The organism is Rugamonas sp. FW305-51, assembly GCF_058786935.1.
Map to the genome: position 1 here is coordinate 1 of NZ_JBYSZG010000110.1, position 1608 is coordinate 1608.

General features: G+C 60.3%; 1 protein-coding gene. It reads right to left on the reverse strand.

All coding sequences use genetic code 11. The features are described 5' to 3' along the window. Window positions 1–502 precede the first annotated feature (502 nt). Entirely contained in the window at window positions 503–1513 is a 1011-nt protein-coding gene (locus tag AC3WOS_RS28490; RefSeq protein WP_492720690.1) for an IS110 family RNA-guided transposase, read from the reverse strand. Window positions 1514–1608: the final 95 nt, after the last annotated feature.

Sequence of the window (1608 nt, forward strand, 5' to 3'; positions counted from 1 at the left end):
AAAATGGGGACGCCCATTAGCCGCCCGCTGTCAAGGGACGAATTAAGGCTTCCGTGCTGGCGTGGCACAGGGTAGTTGGCTGAGGGTGTCAAGGCGTCCAGCGCAGCGGCGCCTTGACACCCTCAGCCAACTTTGTACATTTTCTGGCGGTCACGGGCGCGGCGGTGTGCGCCCGTGACCATGACCGCTGTCTCTGTTACCAAGCGACGCATCCGTTTCTTCCAACTTGGCTACGACGAATCGTGCCAGACACCCATCAGGATCAAGCATGGCCGGGCGTGCCCGGCTGCCCTGGCGGCAAAGCCGCCCCAGAAGAACGTTGGTCACCGCAGGCTGTCCACGTGGTTCACATGTTCGATGGTTGCCGCCTGGCGGCGGCCCCAGTCTCTTGTTGGCTCGGCGTGCGGGCGATTCGCTTTGGTTGACGACGCCACGGCATTCAATTCATACCGGTTGGCTGGACGCCAGTCCCCATTCGTGACTTGCCGTGGGTCGTCAAAAACTAGGCGAAGCAACGTGTCAGATCAAATGGCTGTTGCTCCTTCAAAATGTGAAAACATGCCCGCGCCAGTTTGTGCGCGAGCGCCTTCTTGGCCACGATGGCATTGGTCTTGTTCTTCTTTTTGTCATGGAAGCGTTTGGCCGCGGCGCAGTAGCGCATCGCGAAGTTGGCCGCTTCGATGAAGGCCCAGGCCAGGTACTTGTTGCCGTTGCGGACATTGCCCTCGCCTTTGCGTTTGCCATTGCTGGTGTAGGCGCTGTCGACGCAGCGCGCATAAGAGGCGTAGTGGCCGACGCCGGCGAACCGTTCAATCGGCCCCGTCTCGAGCAGGATGGTGGTCGCCAGCGCCTGCCCGATACCGGGTACGGAGGTCAGCAAGGCATAGTCCCGCCGTGCGCTCAGAGACTGGAGGCGTCGCTCCAGCAGCCCGATCTGCTCGGTCAGCGTGGAGATCACGCTGACATTGGCCTTTACCGCCAGCGCCACGTCCTCCGATAGCGGCATGGCGTCGACGTCGTTTTTGCTCAGGCGTTTGATCTGGTTGCTGCTCAGGCGCGAACCCCATTGTCGCGCCATGATGTTTTCGACCGCCAGGATGTGGCTGGCGCGACTGCGTACCAGTTGCAAACGTTTGCGCGCCACGTCCCGAATCGCTCTTTGTTCGCGTGGCAAGATCGTTCCGGTGGGCAGTATGCCAAGGCGCAGCAAATGCGCCAGATATCGGGCATCGCTCTCGTCGCCGCTGTGCTTCAGTCCGCTGTATTTCTTGACTGCCGTGGTGTTGACGAGCAATACGCGATAGCCTGCGTCCTCCAAGCCGTCGACCAGCCAGTACCAGTTGTAGGTTGACTCGACCGCGACGCCCGCCAGATCCGTCCGGTAAGGGGTGAGCAAGTCGAGTATGTGCTCCAGTTCGTTTGGCAGCCGCCGCTCCGCCAGAACCCGGTCCGCTTCGTCCGTTACGGTGACTACACAATTATTCGAATGTAGATCGATTGCGCTATAGTTCATCTTAGCCTCCCGTGGTTGAAGTCCCTCACAACTCACTTTAGCCAACCCGCCTGCGTTTCGGCGGCGGGAGGCCGGCTAGATGATTTTCATACCCC